Genomic DNA, 18130 nt, shown 5'->3' with positions numbered 1-18130 from the left:
CGATCGGCTGGTAGTAGCAGGCCTCGAAATGCAGGCTGTCGACGCGCGCCAGCGCGCCCCAGTAGCGGCCATAGGCGACTGCGCCTGAGCCGTCCGGCAGCGGCTCGCCGACGGCGATCAGGCTGGCGGCGACCGGCTGGCCTCCGTGCTCGGCGATGAACAGCACCCAGTCCTGCGCCATGTGTCGCGCCATGGCACCGAAAAACGGCGGCTTGAGGTAGGGTGCGTTGCCGTGCTCGAGGTAGGTGCGTTCGTAGCAGCGGTAGAAGAACGCCCAGTCCTCGGGCGCGATGTCGGCTCCGCGCGCCCAGCGGAAGCGCACGCCGGCATCGCGCACCTTGCGCCGCTCCTGGCGGATCTTCTTGCGCTTGTCCTGCGTCAGCGAGCTGAGGAAGTCGTCGAAGTCCGTGAACGCCGTGCTGCTGGTCGGGGGCGCGTCGCCCGCCGCCGGGCCGTCCCAAGGCGGGCGGGTCCCCTCGGGGGGCAGCGCACCACGCGCAGCGGGGGAGCGTGGGGGTGCATTGCCCGCCGCCGGGCCGTCCCAAGGCGGGCGGGCCCCCTCGGGGGGCAGCGCACCACGCGCAGCAGGGGAGCGTGGGGGCGCATGATTCTTCCAGTGGAACTGAACCTGGTGGCGCCGCATCAGGCCGGCCGCATCGCAGGTGGCGAGGTCGTCGTCGTCGCCGTACAGCACATGCAGCGAGGACAACCGCTGTTCGTCGCACCAGTCGATCACGCTGCGCAGAAGCGCCTGGCGTGCCGCCGCATCGCGCGCCAGCAGGCGCGCGCCCGGCACCGGCGTGAACGGCACCGCGAGCAGCGCCTTGGGGTAGTAGGCGAGGCCGTGCTCGGCGTAGGCGTTGGCCCAGGCCCAGTCGAACACGTATTCACCGTAGGAGTGGCTTTTCAGGTACAGCGGGCAGGCAGCGGCAAGTTCGTCGCCATCCCATAGCAGCTGGAAGCGCGGGCTCCAGCCGGTGGCCGGCACGGCGCTGCCGCTCTCATGCAGTGCCGCCAGGTACTCGTGCCGCATGAAGGGCGTCGGCGCGCGCTGGCGCGCCAGCAGTGCGTTCCAGGCCGCGGCCTCGACGGCCAACGGCGAATCAACGCATTGCGCGTGCAGGCGGTTACCATGCTTGCCGGTATCGCTCACCAACATGTCCAATGACTCTCAAGATCGCTGTCGCGCAGTTCAACTTCGTCGTCGGCGACATGCCGGGCAACGCGCGCAAGATCATCGGCGCCGCCCGCACCGCGTACGCCGGGGGCGCGCGCCTGCTGCTGACGCCCGAGCTGTCGATCTGCGCGTACATCTGTGAAGACCTGTTCCTGCGTCCGTCCTTCATCGCCGCCTGCGATGATGCCGTGAAAACCGTCGCCCATGAAACAGCGGGGTTGGCCGGCATGGCGATCGTGGTCGGGCACCCCGTGGGACGAGGCGAGCGTGGCCGGAGCGTGTCGGTGAGCCAGCGCACCAATTCGGCCAGCGTGATCCGTGACGGCCGCGTGATCGAGAACTACGCCAAGCGCCTGCTGCCCAACTACCAGGTGTTCGACGAGCGGCGCTATTTCACCCCGGGACAGGGCACCTGCGTGTTCCAGGTGGAGGGCGTCAGCGTCGGCCTGCTGATCTGCGAGGACGCCTGGTTCGAGGAGCCGGCGCAGCTGGCCAAGGACGCCGGCGCCGAACTGCTGGCGGTGATCAACGCGTCGCCGTTCCACGTCGGCAAGGGCTACGAGCGCGAGGCCATGATGATCGAGCGCGTCAAGGCGGTCGGGCTGCCGCTGGTCTACGCGCACCTGGTCGGTGGCCAGGACGAGGTGGTGTTCGAGGGCCAGTCGTTCGCCGTCGATGCCGACGCGAAATTGGCAGGGCGCGCGCCGAGCTTCGTCGAGCAGCTGTTCTTCGTCGAGGCCCGGCGTACCGGTGACGCCATCGCGCTGCATGCCGAGACTGCGCCAGCGCGCGACAACGACGCCGACCTATGGGATGCGCTGGTGCTGGGCCTGCGCGACTACGCCGGCAAGAATGGCTTCAAGACCGTGGCGCTGGGCCTGTCGGGCGGCATCGATTCGGCGCTGGTGCTGGCGCTGGCCGTCGACGCGCTCGGCGCCGACAAGGTGCACGCCGTGATGATGCCCAGCCCCTACACGGCCGGCATCAGCGTCGAGGACGCGCGCGAGATGGCGCGGCGCACGGGCGTGCACTACGACGAGATCACGATCCGGCCTGAGTTCGAGAGCTTCAAGGCGTCGCTGAAGCCGCTGTTCGCGGGCAAGCCCGAGGACAGCACCGAGGAGAACATCCAGGCGCGCATCCGCGGCATCATGCTGATGGCGCTGTCGAACAAGCACGGCCACCTGGTGCTGGCCTGCGGCAACAAGAGCGAGTACGCGGTCGGCTACAGCACGCTGTATGGCGACATGTGCGGCGGCTTCGCGCCGATCAAGGACGTGCTCAAGACCCGGGTGTTCGAACTGGCGCGCTGGCGCAACGCGCACGACCCCTATGGCACGGTGGCCAACCCGATTCCCGAGCGCATCATCACGCGCCCGCCGAGCGCCGAACTGCGCGCCGGCCAGACCGACCAGGACAGCCTGCCGCCCTACGCGGTGCTCGACGCCATCATCGAGCGCTACGTGGAAAATGACGCCGGCGTGGCTGATCTGGTGGCCGCGGGGTTCCGGCCCGAGGACGTGGAACTCGTCACGCGCCTGATCAAGATCAACGAGTACAAGCGCCGCCAGTCGGCCGAGGGCACGCGCGTCAGCCATCGCGGATTTGGCAAGGACTGGCGTTATCCTATGACCAACCGATTCCGGGCCTGAACACTCCGAGGAGCAATGCATGAAACAGATCACCGCCGTCATCAAACCCTTCAAGCTGGAGGAGGTGCGTGAGGGCCTGGCCGAGGTCGGCGTGACCGGCCTGACGGTGACCGAGGTCAAGGGCTTCGGCCGCCAGAAGGGTCACACCGAGCTGTACCGTGGTGCCGAGTACGTGGTCGACTTCCTGCCCAAGGTGAAGATCGAGGTGGTGGTGCCCGATGGTGACGTCGAGCGTTGCGTCGATGCCATCATCAAGTCGGCGCGCACCGGCAAGATCGGCGACGGCAAGATCTTCGTTTCGCCGGTCGAGCGCGTGGTGCGTATCCGCACCGGCGAGGAGGGCGACGCGGCGGTATAAGAAGGGCATCCCCCTGAGAGAAGGGCATCCCCCTGAGGCGCTGACGCGCCTTCCCCCTTCTCTCGCTGCGCTGTGCTTCGCGGGAAGGGGGACAACGCCAGCGGCCGGCGCAGGTCCGTCCGCGGCGTTCACTGGCCTGGCCTGCTCCGCGGCCTTTTGGTTTAGTGCCCCGACGCCTTGACCGGCGACGGTAGATCGATGCCGCTGGCCTGCATGACGGCGCGTGCACGGTCCGGGTAGTCGGTGATGAGCCCGTCGACGCGCCAGCCGATCAGCCGGCGCATGTCGGCCGCCTCGTTCACGGTCCAGGGAATCACGCGCAGGCCCAGTTGCTGCGCCTGCCGCACGGCGGCTTCGTCGAGGCTGGCGTGGTTGGGTGACCAGATGGCGCCGCCGGCAGCCTTCACCATGTGCGGCACCGAGGCGTGATCCTCGCGCTGCAGGCCGGCCGTCCATGCCGGAGCCGCGGTGTTGTCGGCGTTGCGTGACTTGATCGTCAGGTAGGCGGTCGGGATCGCGGGCGCCTGCTGCTGTGCCAGTTGCAGCGTGCGCCAGTCGAAGCTTTGGAGCGTCACGCGCCGCTCCATGCCGGCCTGGCGCACGACGGCCAGGATGGCGTTGATGAATTCCTGCGGCGCAGCCGTGTCCTGCGGCCGATCGGGGTTGAGCTTGGTCTCGATGTTGAAGCGCAGCTGCCCGGCGCCCAGCACCCGGACGCGCTCGAACAGCTGTGCCAGCGTCGGCAGGCGTTCGCCGTCGCGCGCCTGCTGCTGCGGGAAGCTGCGGGCCGTGGCGCTGCCGGCGCGGGCGCGCCCCAGGTCGTAGGCCTGCAACTCGGCCAGCGTGAGCCGGCGGATCAGCGGTGTCGGTGCCGCCAGCCATTCGCCGCTGGCGTCGCGCGTCATGTCGGGTGGCAGGAACGGGTCGTGCACGATCACCGGCACGCCGTCGGCGCTGAGGGCGATGTCGAGTTCCAGCGTGTCGACGCCGATCGCCAGCGCGCGTTCGAAGCCGGTCAGCGTGTTCTCCGGCGCCAGGCCGCGCGCGCCGCGGTGGCCTTGCAGATCGAACGCCGATGCCAGGCCCGCCCAGGTCAGCAGCAGGGCACCGAACATGCTGCGCACGGCTGGCGCCATGCTCATGGCGCCGCCGCGCCCGTGCATGCCGCCGCTTATTCCTGCGGCGGCTGCGCCGACTTGCGGATGAAGAAACTGACGAACCAGATCGCCATCAGGATCATGAAGATGATGCCGGCGATGCTCATCAGGCCGTAGTCGGTGCCGAACAGGTCTTGCCAGAGCTTCATGGTGCAGGTCCTTCCTGGTTAATGTCCATGCAAGCAGTATGGCTTAACTCGGAGGCAGTTTCTTGATCCGGCTCAAGAATGCCTTGCAGGGCCGCGATTGCCATGGAGCGGCCGTGGGGCGATTCAGACACTGCGCGGCGCGCTATCGGCCGGCTTGGCCTTGTCGCCCAGGTACTGGCCGGCGGTGACGCCCATCGAGACGTAGATGCTGGTCACGCCCTCGATGCCGACATCGGCCGGCACCACCCAGTGCGCCGGCACGAACAGCAGGCCGCCGCCCACCGGCACCGGTGCGGTCGGCAGCAGCACGCCGTGGAAGGCTTGGCCGCCCAGCAGCACCGGTTCGTGCGTGGTCAGCAGGCCCAGCACCACGGTGGTGGCGGCTTCAGCACCCTCAGCCGGCGGGCCGCCGAAATACAGCCACACCGGACTCATCGACTTCAGGCCGTCCTCGCGCGGCTTGCTGACCAGGCCGACCAGGCGCTGCATCACGTCGTACACGGTGCGCACCACCGGGATGCGCTGCATCAGCGCCTGCAGCGCGCGATCCAGCCCGCGCTGCAGGCCGGTTTCGACCAGCAGGCCGAAGCCGTACACCACGGCGACGATCACCAGCAGGCCCAGCAGGTAGCCGGTCAGCACCGATTCGGCCGCCACGCCCAGGCCGATGCCGGTCAGCAGGCTGCCCAGCATGCTGCTCGGGCCGAGCCAGCCGGCCGCCAGCTTCCAGGCCCAGGCCAGCAGCACGATGGTCGCCGCCAGCGGCAGCAGCGCCAGCAGGCCGGTCAGCAGGGGGCGCAGGGGCTGGAAGCGCTTCGGCTTCTTGGTGCTCATCTGGGGCTCATTGTGCCGCGTCGTGTGGCTGGCGGATGTAGATCCGGTCCGACCAGGTGGCCAGCCAGTGCGGCCGGAACGCCACGCAGATCGCTGCCATCATGCCGGTCAGCACGGCGTCGCCCCAGGCCATCAGCCAGCGTGCCACCATGGCCAGGTCCGGGTCGATCGCCGCCGCCAGGTTGTGCCCCAGCCGCTGCGCCAGCGCGCCGCTGATGAACATGCAGACCACGGTGCCGAGGAAGGCGCGGCCCAGGATGTAGACGAACAGGTGCTTCCAGACCCAGCGGCGCAGCGCCATGCCGAGCAGGAACGACAGCGTGACCGGCACCACGCCCAGCCACAGCGCCATGTCGGCCTGCTGCTGCCAGCCGACGGAGGCGATCAGCCCGGCCAGCACGGCGATCAGGCACAGCACCGGAATCGCCAGCGGCCAGCCCAGCGCCAGGCCGATCAGGCAGGCGCCCGACAGCTGCAGCTGCACCGGCATGCGGTGCAGCCAGGGCAGGGCCCAGAGCCAGGGTGTGATGACCAGCGCCGCCAGCAGGGGCGAGATCAGGCCGCTGTTGCCCAGCAGGCGCCAGGGCCGGAAGCTCAGCGCGACAGCGAGCGTGCCGGCGACGGTGACGGGGGCGAGCAGTTCCATGCGGTGCAGTGCGGGCGCGACGAGGCACCGACGGCGCGATTGTCGCCAACATCGATGCCGGCGTCGCCGGTGCGTGATCGGCGCCGCCGCTATGCTCGGATTTTCTACGCCGTTTTTCGCCACCATGTTCTCGCCGCCCCTGGCTCGCGCCGACCAGTTGCTGCCCCTGCTGCAAACCCAGGGCTTCGCCGTGCTGGATGCCGCCACGGTGCGCGCGCTGGCGGGTGTCGATGCCGCTGCGCTTGCCGAACTGGCGCGCGACTGGAACGACCTGCCACCGGACGGGTACCTGAAGGACGGCGGTCGCTACCGTTTCCGGCGCCACGCGTCCTTCATCGCCGAAGCCGGCGTGCTGCGTGCCGTGCCGCATCGGGCGCACTGGCAGCCGCTGGACTACAACGCGCTGCATGGCGGCATGGAGCGCTGGTTCGAGCCGGTGGCGCCAGCGACCACCACGCGGCCCGACTGGCTGGCGCTGCTGCGCTGGCTGGCCGGCGTGGCCGAGGCGCTGAAGAGCGAGCAGCCCTGGTACGGCGAGGCGCACCAGTTCCGCATCGACACCGCGGGCGGCATCGGGCGGCCGACGCCCGAGGGCGCGCACCGCGATGGCGTCGACCTGGTGGCGGTGTTCTTGGTCGGGCGCCATGCCATCAAGGGCGGCGAAACGCGGGTGTTCGAGATCGACGGCCCGCGGGGCCAGCGCTTCACGCTGCGCGAACCCTGGTCGGTGCTGCTGATGGACGACACGCGCGTGATCCATGAATCGACGCCGATCCAGCCCGCCGAGGTCGATGGCCACGGTCACCGCGACACCCTGGTGGTGACCCTGCGTGCCGGCGGTTTTCTCGATCCTGACGGCTGAGCCGGCGCGGATGCGCGTGCTGGATTCGGTCGGCTCCTGCGTGCTGCTGGCTGCGGCAGGTCGGCCAGTGCACAATCGACCGTGACAACCCGCAAGGAAGGAGCGCTACCCATGTTCAAGCACATTCTGGTTCCCGTCGATGGCTCGCCGACCTCGTTGGCGGCGATCGAGAAGGCGGCTGGCCTGGCCCGCGCCTTCGGCAGCAAGATCACGGCGATCTACGTGATCGACCCCTACCCGTTCACCGGCGTCGGCGCCGATTTCGCCTACGGGCAGGACCAGTACCTGGCGGCGGCCAAGGCCGAGGCCGCCGCGGCCATCGATGCCGCCAGCCAACGCCTGCACCACGAAGGCATCGAGTCGGAAACCCGCGTGGTCGAGTCGCACACGGTCTGGCGTGGGGTGCTGGAGGCTGCCGAGACGATCGGCGCCGACCTGATCGTGATCGGCTCGCACGGCCGCCGTGGGCTGGAAAAACTGGTGCTGGGCAGCGTGGCGCAAAGCGTGCTGTCGCACACCAAGATCACCACGCTGGTGGTGCGGGCCCCCGAAGCGGGCTGAAAGCCGGTCCGGCTCGCCCGCCCTTAGCGGCGGGCGCTGCTGCGCGCACCGCCTGAGCCGGCCGGCGCGCTGCCGCCGAAGGCGGCGCGCTCGTCGGCGATCTGCTCCAGTCGCTTGGCGATGCTGCCGCAGACCAGGTCGCACAATTCATTCACCGCCGGATCGGCAATCCGGTAGAGCGCGCTGTTGCCCTGGGTCGCGCGCGCCACCAGGCCGTGCCGCGCCATCTGCGCCAGGTGCCGCGAGACGTTGGCGACACTGGAATCGACCCGCTCGGCGATGTCGCCGACGCTCAACTCCCCGGTGCCCAGCACGTTCAGGATGCGCAACCGCGTCGGTTCCGACAAGGTGCGGAAATACTGCGCGACATGATCCAGCGCGGCAGGGGGCAGGTGGGTCAGCGAGTTCAAGAACGAACACTCCGGTACGGTGGGGCCTGCCGCCAGTCTAACGGGCATCGGCAAATTTGTTGTAGTTACGCTATTGCGTATTTGCATGATTGCGCAAATAATAGTGTAATGGATCAGGAAATCAAGTCCTTCGTGACGACTTCACATTCGGGCTGCGGTGTGCGCCGGTCCGTCGGCGCCGGTCTGGGCCTGCTGCTGGCGACGCTGGCCCTGAGCGCGCCCGTGCGAGTGGCGGAATTGCCGGTGATCGCGGTGCAGCCCGGCCAGGCTGCGCGCGTCGCCAGCTACGACGGCCAGGTCGAGGCCTTGCGCCAGGCCGTGATCGCGGCCCAGGTGCCGGGTGCGGTGCTGGAGCTCAACGTGCGCGCCGGCGACACGGTGCGCGCCGGCCAGGTGCTGCTGCGCATCGACGCCCGCGCCGCCGAGCAGAGCGCCGCCGCCAGCAGCGCGCAGGTGGCCGCGGCCCGCGCCGCGCTCGACGTCGCCGCCACCGAGCTGGCGCGCAAGCGCGCGCTGGCCCAGAAGAGCTACATCAGCCAGGGCGCGCTGGAGCAGGCCGAGAGCCAGTACCGCGCCGCCCAGGCGCAGCTCAATGCGCAGGCAGCGCAGGCCGGCGCGGCGCGCACGCAGACGGGCTTTCACGTCGTCAGGGCGCCGTTCGACGGCGTGGTGTCGCAGCTCACGGTGGAGCGCGGCGACATGGCGATGCCGGGCCGGCCGCTGCTGACCGTGTACGACCCGGCCGAGCTGCGCGTGGCCGCCCATGTGCCGGCCAGCGCGCTCAAAGGCGGCACCGGCGGCGCGCAGGTGCTGCTGTCGGGTGTGGCCGCAGCGATCACGCCGGCGCGGGTGCAGGTGCTGCCGACGGTGGATCCGCAGTCGCTGACGCAGCAGGTGCGCGCCGAGCTGCCGGCCGGCACCACGGCGGCGCCGGGCCAGTTCGCACGCCTGCAGCTGGTGGCGCCCACGGTCGACGCGGGGCAGGGCAGGCGCCTGTTCATTCCGGCGGCGGCGGTGGTGCGGCGTGCCGAGGTGACAGCCGCCTACGTGCTGGGCGCCGACCAGCGGCCGCAGCTGCGCCAGCTGCGCCTGGGGCCGGTGCAGGGCGAGCAGGTCGAGGTGCTGTCGGGGCTGGACGCGGGCGAGCAGCTGATCACCGATCCGCAGGCCGCCACGCGCGCCGTGGCGGGGAGCCATTGAGCCGATGCGGGACATGCAGGACCACAGCCTGAACCCGTCGCCGCGCATGGGTATCTCGGGCCGCATCGCGGCCTACTTCCAGGGCGCGCAGATCACGCCGCTGCTGGCGCTGGTGGCCTTCCTGCTCGGCCTGTTCGCCGTGCTGGTGACGCCGCGCGAGGAGGAGCCGCAGATCGACGTCACCATGGCCAACGTGATCGTGCCGTTCCCCGGCGCCAGCGCGAAGGACGTGGAGGCCATGGTAGCCACGCCGGCCGAGCAGGTGTTGTCGCAGATGACGGGCGTGGAACACGTGATGAGCGTGTCGCGTCCGGGCGTGGCGGTGGTCACGGTGCAGTTCAAAGTCGGCGTGCCGCGCCAGGCGGCGGTGGTGCGCCTGTACGACACCGTGGGCGCCAATGCCGACTGGCTGCCCCAGGGCCTGGGCGTGCTGCAGCCCATCATCAAGCCCAAGGGCGTGGACGACGTGCCCATCGTCGCGCTGACGCTGCACAGCACGCGCGAGGGCACCAGTGCGTTCGACCTCGAGCGCGTGGCGCGCAGCGTCGAGGCCGAGATCAAGCGCGTGCCCGGCACGCGCGAGGTGAAGACCGTGGGCGGCCCCGGCCGCGCGGTGATGGTCGAGGTCGATCCCACGCGCCTGGCCGCCGTCGGCCTGACGCTGCACGAAGTGCGCGGCGCGCTGCAGTCGGCCAACATGGGCCTGCCGGTGGGCGACGTGTTGCAGGGCAACCAGGCCATCGCCATCGAAACGGGTCCCTACCTGCACAGCGCGCAGGACGTGGCCGAGCTGGTGCTGGCCAGCCGCGGCGGCAAGCCGGTGTACCTGCGCGAAGTGGCCAGCGTGCGCGAAGGCGCGCCGCCGGCCGAGCGCTATGTGTGGCACGGCGAGGTGCAGCGCGATGAAGGCACAGCGCGCGTGACCGAGCACGCCGCCGTCACGCTGGCCGTCACCAAAAAGCCGGGCGAGAACGCCATCGACGTGGCCAACGCCGTGATGCAGCGCGTGGATGAGTTGCACAACACCGTGATCCCCGCCGACGTGCAGGTCAGTACCACGCGCAACTACGGCGAGACGGCCAACGACAAGGCCACCACGCTGATCAAGAAGCTGCTGTTCGCCACTTTCGCGGTGGTGGCGCTGGTGTTCTTCGCGCTGGGCCGGCGCGAGGCGGCCATCGTCGGCACGGCGGTGATCCTGACGCTGACGGTGACGCTGTTCGCGTCGTGGGCCTGGGGCTTCACGCTCAACCGCGTGTCGCTGTTCGCGCTGATCTTCTCCATCGGCATCCTGGTGGACGACGCCATCGTGGTGGTGGAGAACATCCACCGCCACCAGCAACTGTTCCCCGGCAAGACACTGCGCGAGATCATTCCAGGCGCTGTGGACGAAGTGGGCGGCCCCACCATCCTGGCCACCTTCACCGTCATCGCGGCGCTGTTGCCCATGGCTTTCGTCAGCGGGCTGATGGGGCCTTACATGAGCCCCATCCCCATCAACGCCAGCATGGGCATGCTGCTGTCGCTGGCAATCGCTTTCGTCGTCACGCCCTGGCTGGCGCGGCTGTGGATGAAGGCGACGCACCAGAATGACGATGGCAAGGCCGCCGGGCATGGACTGGCAGGCAAGCTGGCGCCACTGTTCGAGCGCATCTTCCGCCCGCTGCTCGACGAGGAGCGCGGTGGCCGCAACCGCGGCCTGCTGGGGCTGGTGGTGGCCGGGCTCATCGTGGTGTCCGTCGCGCTGCCCGTGGTTGGGTTGGTGGTGCTGAAGATGCTGCCGTTCGACAACAAGAGCGAGTTCCAGGTCATCGTGGACATGCCGGCGGGCACACCAGTGGAGAAGAATGCTGCGGTTCTGAGAGCGCTGGGCGCGCATCTGGCCACCGTGCCCGAGGTGCTGCACTACCAGGCCTACGCCGGCACCGCCTCGCCCATCAACTTCAACGGCCTGGTGCGGCAGTACGACCTGCGCGCCGGCGGCGAGGTGGGCGACATCCAGGTCAACCTGGTCGACAAGGCGCACCGCAAGGACCAGAGCCATCTGATCGCCATGCGCGTGCGCCCGGCGCTGCACGAGATCGGCCAGCGCTTCGGCGCCAACGTGAAGGTGGTCGAGGTGCCGCCCGGCCCGCCGGTGCTGGCACCCATCGTGGCTGAGGTCTACGGCCCGGACGAAGCCGGGCGGCGCCAGGTCGCCAAGGCCGTGCGTGCGGTGTTCGAGGCCACGCCGGGCGTGGTCGACGTCGACGATTCCACCATCACATCAGCGCCCAAGACGCTGCTGCTGGTCGACCGCAGCAAGGCCGCGCAACTCGGCGTGACGCAGCAGGCGATCGCCAGCACGCTGCGCATGGGTCTGTCGGGCGACGCCGCCACCTATCTGCACGACGCCAGCCGCTACGCCGTGCCGGCGCTGATCCAGCTGCCGGCCGAACTGCACGGCAGCGTCGATACGCTGCAGCAGCTCACGGTGCGCAGCAGCACAGGCGCGGCGGTGCCGATCCGCGAGCTGGTGACGGTGAGCGACACGCTGCGCGAGCAGCCGATCTACCGCAAGGATCTGCTGCCCGTGGTGTTCGTCGTCGGCGACATGGCCGGCACCAGGAAGGGCGACATGGACAGCCCGCTCTACGGCATGTTCCAGATGCGCAGCAAGCTGGCCGAGCTGAAGGGCCCCGATGGCGGCCCAATCGACGAGTACTTCATCACGCAGCCGTCCAACCCCTACGCCGGCTACGCGCTCAAGTGGGACGGCGAGTGGCAGATCACCTACGAGACCTTCCGCGACATGGGCGCGGCCTACGCCGTGGGCCTGATCCTGATCTACCTGCTGGTGGTGGCGCATTTCGGCTCGTACCTCACGCCGCTGATCATCATGGCGCCGATCCCGCTCACCGTGATCGGCGTCATGCCGGGGCACGCGCTGCTGGGCGCGCAGTTCACCGCCACCAGCATGATCGGCATGATCGCGCTGGCCGGCATCATCGTGCGCAACTCGATCCTGCTGGTCGACTTCATCCACCTGCAGGAGGCCGAGGGCGTGCCGTTCAAGCGCGCCATCGTGCAGAGCGCCATCACGCGCGCCCAGCCGATTGCGCTGACGGCGCTGGCGGCCATGATCGGCGCCCTGTTCATCCTCGACGACCCGATCTTCAACGGTCTGGCGATCGCGCTGATCTTCGGCATCCTGGTGTCCACCGTGCTGACGCTGGTGGTCATCCCCATCCTCTACTACATCGCATACCGCCGCGCGCATGAATCCCGTCAGGCGCCGGCGATCACCCCGGTTGCACAGGCAGCCACTTGAAAAGGAGCAATCAGCATGACCTCATGGCAAATCACCCGCATGATCGGCGGCACCTTCATCCTGCTGTCGCTGGCGCTCGGCGTGCCCGGCAGCCCGATCTTCCATTCGATGAACTGGCTCTGGTTCACCGCCTTCGTCGGCGCCAACTTCCTTCAGAGCGGCTTCAGCAAGTGGTGCCTGATGGAGAACATCATGCGCAAGCTGGGCTTCCGCGCCGGTAACTGAGCCACAGCGGTCGCGACCGGGCTTGGCTAGAAGCCCCAATCGACGGGCCTGGGCGCGATGCCCGGCGTCTGATGCGCTGGTGCGGCGAACGGGCCAGGCGTTCGTTTTCTTCCCGTGCGTTCGATCAAGAGAGAGAAAGACATCGTGAGCAAGAGCTACAAGAACATCATCGCCGACACCGGCAGCAACACTGCCAAGCTGCGCAAGGGCATTCCCGAGGTCATGCAGGGCTTCAATGCCATGGCGCAGGCGGCCGGCAAGGCCGGCGTGCTGGACGAGAAGACCAAGGAGCTGATCGCCATGGCGTTGTCGGTGGCGGCGCGCTGCGACCCCTGCATCGGCTACCACGCCAAGGCGCTGGTCAAGTTCGGCGCCACCCGTGCCGAGGTCGAGGAGATGCTCGGCATGTGCGTCTACATGGGCGGCGGCCCTTCGCTGATGTATGCCGCCGCGGCGATTGCCGCCTACGAGGAATTCGGCGGCGAGCAGGCACCGGCATGAGGCTGCGCAGTCTGGCCCTGGCCTGCGCCATTTCGGCGGCGCTGCTGCCGGCGGACGCTTGGGCGCAGGACCTGCTCGGCGTTTGGCGCGCGGCGTCGCAGCACGACCGCAAGCTGGCGGTGGCGCGCGCCGAGCACGGAGCCAGCCAGACGCTGCGCGAGCAGGCCGACGCGCTGTGGCGCCCGAACGTGGGGCTCAGCCTGGCGGCCGGCCTCGGCACCCAGGAAACCGCGATGCGCGGCGCCCGCTTCTCCGCGCCCGGCATGGGTGAGATCGACGAGGCGCGCTTTGCCACCTCGGTCAACGCCGGCCTGTCCACGCGCGTCGGCATCGTGGCGCAGCAGCCGTTGGTGAACGCCGCGCGCGATGCACAGCAGGCACAGCTGCGGCTGGGCGCCGACATGGGCGAGACCGCCTGGCGCGGCGCCCAGACCGAGTTGATGCTGCGCACCGCCGAGCGCTACTTCGCGCTGGCGCTGGCCGAGGAGCGGGTGCGCGTGATCGAGCGCCAGGCGCGCGCCGTCGGCAGCGCCCGCACCGAGGCGCACGATCGCTTCCAGCTCGGCGCCTCGCCCGTCACCGACACCCACGAGGCCGACGCCGCGCTGGCTGGCGTGCGGGCGCAGCAGTCCGCGGCCGAGCTGGATGCCGGTATCCAGCGCCAGGCGCTGGCCGACAGCAGCGGCCTGGCGCAACCCAGTGCGCAGCTGCCGGCGCGCCCGCTGGCGGCCGCCGACACGCTGCCGTCCTGGTTGCTGGCCGCCGAGGCCGACAACCCGCGCCTGCGCATGCTGGCGCAAGCCGTCGACGTGGCGCGGCAGAAGCTGCGCGAGCGCGGCGCCGCCGGCAGCGCCACCGTCGACCTGATCGCGCAGGCCGGGCACGAGCGCATCGCCGGCAGCGGCGACTTCGGCTCGGCGCGCAACCGCCAGCTCAACGGCATGGTCGGGGTGCAGGTAAACATCCCGCTCTACACCGGCGGCATGCGGCAGGCGCAGGAGCGCGAGGCTGCCGAGCGTCTGAACAAGGCGCAGGCCGAACTCGAGGCCGCGCGTGAGGAAGTTACGCAACAGGTGCGCGCCGCCTGGCAGGGGCTGGAGGCGGGCAGCGCCCGCATCGTGGCGCTGCAGCAAGGCCTGGTGGCGAGCGCGGCGCGGCTGGACGCCACACGGGTCGGCCGCGAGGTCGGCGACCGCACCACGCTCGACCTACTGAACGCCGAGAACGACCACGCGCAGGCGACGCTGGCGCTGGCCCAGGCGCGCAGTGACCAGGTGCTGACGCGGCTGCGTCTGGCGGCGCTGGCGGACCGGCTGGATGAGGACCTGCTGATGCAGGTCAACGCCACGCTGGCAGCGCCGGCGGCGCCGACCGTGTCTGCCGCGCAGGGCTCGCAAGCCGCGTCGGCGGCGCCAGGTGCGCCGCGCCAGCAGAAGGCGGATCGCCAATGAACACACCGGGCTCGTCCGCGCGGATCGTCGTGCTGGGCGCCGGCTTCGGCGCGCTGTCCAGCGTGCGCCTGCTGCGCCGGCACGGCTGCACCGCACCGATCACGCTGCTGGCGCCGCGCCCCGAACTGCACTACCTGCCGGGCACGATCTGGATTCCGAGCGGCCTGCGCTCGCGCGCCGACCTGGTGGTGCCGCTGGAGCCCTTCTTCGAGCGCATGAAGGTGCAGTTCCGTGCCGCCAGCGTGACCGGCCTGTCGGCCGACGGGCGCACCGTGCACTCCAGCGCTGGTGACATCGCCAACGATGCGCTGGTGATCGCCAGCGGCGGCCGCTTCATCAAGAAGCTGCCGGGCATCGAGCACGCCATCACGCCGTGCGAGGGCATCGACGCCGCCGAACGCATCCGCGACCGCCTGCGCGCCATCGAGAGCGGCACCATCGCGGTCGGCTTCGGCGCCAACCCCAACGAGCCTTCGGCCGTGCGCGGCGGACCGATGTTCGAGTTCCTGTTCGGCATCGACCGCCAGCTGCGGCGCGAAGGCCGGCGCGAGCGCTTCAAGCTGGTGTTCTTCAACGGCTCGCGCGAGCCCGGTGCACGCCTGGGCGCCAAGGCGGTGGCGCGCCTGCTCGAGCGCATGCGCCGGCAAGGCATCGAAACCCGGCTGGGCCACAAGCCGCTGCGTTTCGAGGCCAACAAGGTGGTCACCGAAGGCGGCGAGTTCGCGGTCGACCTGATCCTGTTCATGCCCGGGCTGACGGGACCCGCCTGGCTGGAGCAGTCCAGCCTGCCGCGCTCGCCGGGCGGCCTGATCCAGGCTGACGCGCAGTGCCGCGTGGCCGGGTTCGAGCGCGTCTACGTGGTCGGCGACAGCGGCAGCTTCCCCGGCCCCGACTGGATGCCCAAGCAGGCGCACATGGCGGACCTGCAGGCCGAGGCGGCGGCGCGCAACCTGCTGGCCGAGCTGGCCGGCGCGACGCCCGTGCACGGCTTCAAGGTCGAGCTGATGTGCATCATCGACGCGCTGGACGAGGGCACGCTGGTGTTCCGCAATCCGCAGCGGCAGCTGGTGCTGCCGCCCATGCGCGCCATGCACTGGACCAAGCGCGCCTTCGAGCAGCGCTACCTGAGGCAATACCGATGAGCGCGGCGACCGGCACTACCTCGACCCGGTTGCGAAGCCAGCGCGTCGAACGCGACGAACTCGTGATCCTGAACGAACTGGTGCCGCTGGGCCGCCAGCAGGTGATCGAACTCGGCTGCGGTGGCGCGCGGTTGCTGCGTGATCTGCTGCGGCGCTTTCCCGACGCGCAGGCGACCGGGCTCGAGGTCGATGCCGTGCAGCACGCCAAGAACCTGGCGGCACCGGCCGAGCGGCTGCGCTTCATTGCCGCCGGCGCCGAGGCGATCCCGCTGCCGGATGAAGCCTTCGACCTGGCGCTGATGCTGAAGTCGCTGCACCACGTCCCGATGGCGCGGATGGACCGCGCGCTGGCCGAGATCCGACGCGTGCTCAAGCCCGGCGCGCACCTGTACGTGTCGGAGCCGGTGTACGCCGGTGCGCTGAACGAGATCACGCGCCTGTTCAACGACGAGGGCGAGGTGCGCGCTGCGGCGCAGGCGGCGCTGGATCGCGCGCTCGCCGTCGACGGCTGGGAGCGCGTCGCCGAGCTGCACTTCGAGGTGCCGGTGCACTACGCCGACTTCGCCGATTTCGAGCGCCGCATGCTGGACGTGACGTACGCCGAGCGCCACCTCGGCGGCGATCTGCGCCAGCGCGTGCGCGTGCGTTTCGAAGCCCATGTGGGTCCCGGGGGCGCCCACTTCACCCGCCCCATGTTCGTCCGCCTGTTGCGCAGGTCGGGCGGTTCGCTTTCAACGTCAAGCCAAAGGAGAGAGACATGACCAATCGAACCGATCCGGCGCGGGCCACGCGCCCGTCACGCCGTGATCTGCTGCGCACGCTGGGCGCGGCGCCGCTGGCCGTCGGCGCGCTGCAGGCGGCGCCCGCCGCGCGTGCGCAAGGGCAGGCCGCGTCGTCCAGCAAGGCGCGCATCGTGATCGCCGGCAGCGGCCTCGGCGGCATCGCCGTGGCCAGCCGGCTGCGCGCGCTGCTGCCCGAGGCGAAGATCACCATCGTCGACGCCAAGCAGGAACACAACTACCAGCCCGGCTACACCCTGGTCGCCACCGGCGTGTGGCCGATCGAGAAGGTGCGCAACCGCAATGCCGAGTTCCAGCCAGCCGGCATCGAGTGGGTGCAGGAGATGGTGGCCTCGTTCGACCCCGCCGGCAACAGCGTGACGACCACCGGCGGCCAGAAGATCGACTACGACTACCTGGTCGTGGCCACCGGCCTGCAACTCGATTACGCCCAGATCGAGGGCATGGACGTGAAGGCGATCGGCCAGAACGGCCTGGGCAGCGTGTACTTCAGCCCCGAGGCGGCGCTGGCGACCTGGCAGGCCATGGACGCCTTCCGCGCCAAGGGCGGCCAGGCGGTGATGACGCTGCCGACCGGCGCGCTCAAGTGCGCCGGCGCGCCGCTGAAGATGACCTTCATGGTCGCCGACCGCCTGCGCCAGGCCGGCACCATGGGCCAATCGAAGGTGGATTTCTACACCGGCCTGCCGGCAGACACCGTGTTCGGCGTCAAGGTCGTCAACGACAACGTGCTGGCACGCTGGAAGGACCTGGGCATCAACACCCACTACCTGCAGAAGCTGGTGGCGGTCGACCTGGGCGCGCGCAAGGCCGTGTTCGCCTCGCCTGAGGGCGAGCGCACGACGGTGGATTACGACTTCCTGCACGTGGTGCCGCCGATGCGCGCGCCCGACGTGGTGAAGAACAGCGAGCTGTCGGCCAAGGAAGGCCCGATGGCCGGCGGCGGCTGGCTCGAGGTCGACAAGGACACGCTGCAGCACAAGCGCTTTGCGAACGTGTTCGGCGTCGGCGACATCAACGGCACGCCGCGCGGCAAAACCGCTGCCACGGTGAAGAAGAGCGCGCCGCTGGTGGCGCACAACCTGGCGCGCGTGGTCGCCGGCCAGACGCCTGACCAGAAGTTCGACGGCTACACCTCGTGCCCGCTGATCGTGCGCGAGGGCTCGGCGATGCTGATCGAGTTCGACTACGACGGCAAGCTGACACCCTCGCTGCCGATGATCGAGCCGCTGCAGGAGAGCTTCATGGCCTGGTTCATGAAGTACCGGCTGCTCAAGCCCGCCTATATCGGCGTGCTCAAGGGCCTGGTCTGATCAACGCGGCACTGGACAAGGAGACACCAACATGTATGAAATCTGGTTGATGCTGGTTATCGTGTACGAAATCGCGCTGTCGATCTGGCCCTGGCTGCTGGCGCTGGCGGTGCTGTGGCTGCTGCTGCTGATGCTGGCCCGCGGTGGGCGCGCCGGCGGCTGGAGCACCTGCCTGCCGAAGGCGATCACGCTTGGCGTGCTGGTCGGCGTGGTCATCTTCTTCGTCACGCCGATCTGGAATAAGTCCGGCCTGGGCGAGATGAAGTACTGGGTCGACTGGGCCAACCTGCTGGGCATCGCGGTCGCCTGGGCGGTGGCGGGCACGCTGTTCGCCTGGCCGCTGCTGACCTGGATCAGCAAATCGCGTCAGACTGCCTGAGCC

Annotated in this window: 19 protein-coding genes; 13 read left to right on the top strand and 6 right to left on the bottom strand. The window is 69.8% G+C overall.

Translation table 11 applies throughout. From position 1 onward, the window contains the following. The coding region (locus PK606_RS07075) for a GNAT family N-acetyltransferase (protein WP_324562161.1) at positions 1-1159 on the bottom strand (1159 nt) is incomplete at its 3' end. Positions 1160-1164: 5 nt separating this feature from the next. On the opposite strand from PK606_RS07075, the gene PK606_RS07070 reads away from it, so the two are divergent. Together PK606_RS07070 and PK606_RS07065 are read left to right on the top strand one after the other, a co-directional pair. Further along, the gene (locus tag PK606_RS07070; protein WP_324562159.1) at positions 1165-2829 is read left to right on the top strand and encodes an NAD+ synthase; all 1665 of its coding nucleotides are present in this window, start codon (positions 1165-1167) and stop codon (positions 2827-2829) included. 19 nt (positions 2830-2848) lie between these two features. Beyond that, positions 2849-3187, top strand: coding sequence for a P-II family nitrogen regulator (locus PK606_RS07065; protein ID WP_324562157.1), 339 nt, complete (start codon positions 2849-2851; stop codon positions 3185-3187). A gap of 161 nt (positions 3188-3348) precedes the next feature. Here the strand turns inward: PK606_RS07065 and PK606_RS07060 are convergent, their stop codons facing one another. The 4 genes from PK606_RS07060 to PK606_RS07045 all read right to left on the bottom strand — a co-directional run bounded on the left by PK606_RS07060 (position 3349) and on the right by PK606_RS07045 (position 5973). Beyond that, positions 3349-4350, bottom strand: a complete 1002-nt coding sequence (locus tag PK606_RS07060) for a glycerophosphodiester phosphodiesterase (protein WP_324562156.1) — start codon at positions 4348-4350, stop codon at positions 3349-3351. Between the two features lie 8 nt (positions 4351-4358). Further along, positions 4359-4493: a DUF3149 domain-containing protein gene (locus PK606_RS07055; protein WP_324562154.1), complete on the bottom strand. Its 135-nt coding sequence runs from the start codon at positions 4491-4493 to the stop codon at positions 4359-4361. 123 nt (positions 4494-4616) lie between these two features. Next, the gene (locus PK606_RS07050) at positions 4617-5327 is read right to left on the bottom strand and encodes a DUF502 domain-containing protein (protein WP_324562152.1); all 711 of its coding nucleotides are present in this window, start codon (positions 5325-5327) and stop codon (positions 4617-4619) included. Positions 5328-5334: 7 nt separating this feature from the next. Further along, a complete protein-coding gene (locus PK606_RS07045) occupies positions 5335-5973 on the bottom strand; it encodes a hypothetical protein (protein WP_324562149.1) in 639 nt (212 codons plus the stop codon). 124 nt (positions 5974-6097) lie between these two features. On the opposite strand from PK606_RS07045, the gene PK606_RS07040 reads away from it, so the two are divergent. Both PK606_RS07040 and PK606_RS07035 read left to right on the top strand, forming a co-directional pair. Next, positions 6098-6835 (top strand): 2OG-Fe dioxygenase family protein, encoded by a 738-nt coding sequence (locus PK606_RS07040; protein ID WP_324562147.1) that lies wholly within the window; start codon positions 6098-6100, stop codon positions 6833-6835. A 111-nt stretch (positions 6836-6946) separates the two neighbouring features. Next, on the top strand, positions 6947-7396 hold the full coding sequence (locus PK606_RS07035) for a universal stress protein (protein WP_324562145.1): 450 nt from the start codon (positions 6947-6949) through the stop codon (positions 7394-7396). Positions 7397-7419: 23 nt separating this feature from the next. On the opposite strand, the gene PK606_RS07030 is transcribed toward PK606_RS07035, so the two are convergent. After that, positions 7420-7806, bottom strand: a complete 387-nt coding sequence (locus PK606_RS07030) for an ArsR/SmtB family transcription factor (RefSeq protein ID WP_324562141.1) — start codon at positions 7804-7806, stop codon at positions 7420-7422. 108 nt (positions 7807-7914) lie between these two features. Between PK606_RS07030 and PK606_RS07025 the strand changes: the two genes are divergently transcribed. The 9 genes from PK606_RS07025 (at position 7915) to PK606_RS06985 (ending at position 18127) form a co-directional block, all read left to right on the top strand. Then, entirely contained in the window at positions 7915-9006 is a 1092-nt protein-coding gene (locus tag PK606_RS07025; RefSeq protein ID WP_324562139.1) for an efflux RND transporter periplasmic adaptor subunit, read from the top strand. Between the two features lie 13 nt (positions 9007-9019). Further along, positions 9020-12316 (top strand): efflux RND transporter permease subunit, encoded by a 3297-nt coding sequence (locus tag PK606_RS07020; RefSeq protein ID WP_324562137.1) that lies wholly within the window; start codon positions 9020-9022, stop codon positions 12314-12316. 15 nt (positions 12317-12331) lie between these two features. Further along, positions 12332-12541: a YgaP family membrane protein gene (locus PK606_RS07015; RefSeq protein WP_324562134.1), complete on the top strand. Its 210-nt coding sequence runs from the start codon at positions 12332-12334 to the stop codon at positions 12539-12541. A gap of 144 nt (positions 12542-12685) precedes the next feature. Further along, positions 12686-13042 (top strand): carboxymuconolactone decarboxylase family protein, encoded by a 357-nt coding sequence (locus tag PK606_RS07010; protein ID WP_324562132.1) that lies wholly within the window; start codon positions 12686-12688, stop codon positions 13040-13042. Continuing rightward, positions 13039-14493 (top strand): TolC family protein, encoded by a 1455-nt coding sequence (locus PK606_RS07005; RefSeq protein ID WP_324562129.1) that lies wholly within the window; start codon positions 13039-13041, stop codon positions 14491-14493. The genes PK606_RS07010 and PK606_RS07005 overlap by 4 nt, the downstream gene beginning before the upstream one ends. Further along, the gene (locus PK606_RS07000) at positions 14490-15635 is read left to right on the top strand and encodes an NAD(P)/FAD-dependent oxidoreductase (RefSeq protein ID WP_324562128.1); all 1146 of its coding nucleotides are present in this window, start codon (positions 14490-14492) and stop codon (positions 15633-15635) included. The genes PK606_RS07005 and PK606_RS07000 overlap by 4 nt, the downstream gene beginning before the upstream one ends. After that, complete coding sequence (locus tag PK606_RS06995) at positions 15632-16396, top strand: class I SAM-dependent methyltransferase (RefSeq protein ID WP_324562125.1); 765 nt, start codon at positions 15632-15634, stop codon at positions 16394-16396. Before PK606_RS07000 ends, PK606_RS06995 begins: the two co-directional genes overlap by 4 nt. Further along, entirely contained in the window at positions 16393-17748 is a 1356-nt protein-coding gene (locus tag PK606_RS06990; protein WP_324562123.1) for an NAD(P)/FAD-dependent oxidoreductase, read from the top strand. The genes PK606_RS06995 and PK606_RS06990 overlap by 4 nt, the downstream gene beginning before the upstream one ends. Positions 17749-17779: 31 nt before the next feature. After that, complete coding sequence (locus tag PK606_RS06985) at positions 17780-18127, top strand: hypothetical protein (protein ID WP_324562120.1); 348 nt, start codon at positions 17780-17782, stop codon at positions 18125-18127. Positions 18128-18130 lie beyond the last annotated feature (3 nt).

Source organism: Ottowia sp., assembly GCF_035444425.1.
Classification (GTDB): domain Bacteria; phylum Pseudomonadota; class Gammaproteobacteria; order Burkholderiales; family Burkholderiaceae_C; genus Ottowia.
The sequence above is the reverse complement of the archived record's forward strand: the minus strand, read 5'-3'. Positions and strand labels throughout refer to the sequence as shown.